The organism is Vibrio sp. 1978, assembly GCF_033344345.1.
In genome coordinates this window covers 1-509 of the sequence record NZ_JAWPOP010001065.1, presented here as the reverse complement: position 1 = coordinate 509, position 509 = coordinate 1, and the positions used below count along the sequence as shown (strand labels likewise).

Here is a 509-nt window from a genome sequence, read left to right as displayed (position 1 = left end):
ATGGACGAAGCCAGAGAACTTTGTAGGTAACGGTGCTTATGTTGTTGACAACTGGGTTGTGAACGAGCGTCTAGTATTGAAGCGTAACGAGCAATACTGGGACAACGAAAACACCACACTAGAGAAAGTTACTTTCCTACCGATTGAAAACCAAGTTGCAGAAATGAACCGCTTCCTAGCGGGTGAAATCGACTTCACGAACGAACTGCCAACAGAGCACTTCAAGCGTCTGAAGAAAGAGCACCCACAAGAAGTATCTGTGACGGGTAACCTATGTACTTACTACTACATCTTCAACACGAAGAAAGCTCCGTTTGATGATGTACGTGTTCGTCAAGCTATCTCTTACGCGATTGACCGTAACATCGTAACTGATGCGATTTTAGCTCAAGGTCAAAAACCAGCTTACTTCCTAACGCCAGAAATCACAGCAGGTTTCAACCCAGAAATTCCTGCATACGGCAAAATGACGCAAGAAGAGCGTAACGCAGAAGCGGCTCGTCTATTGG

1 protein-coding gene is annotated in these 509 nt (G+C 45.4%); it reads left to right on the top strand.

The features are described 5' to 3' along the window. A partial coding sequence (locus tag R8N49_RS30675; protein WP_318190893.1) for an ABC transporter substrate-binding protein occupies positions 1 to 509 on the top strand: 509 nt, incomplete at both ends.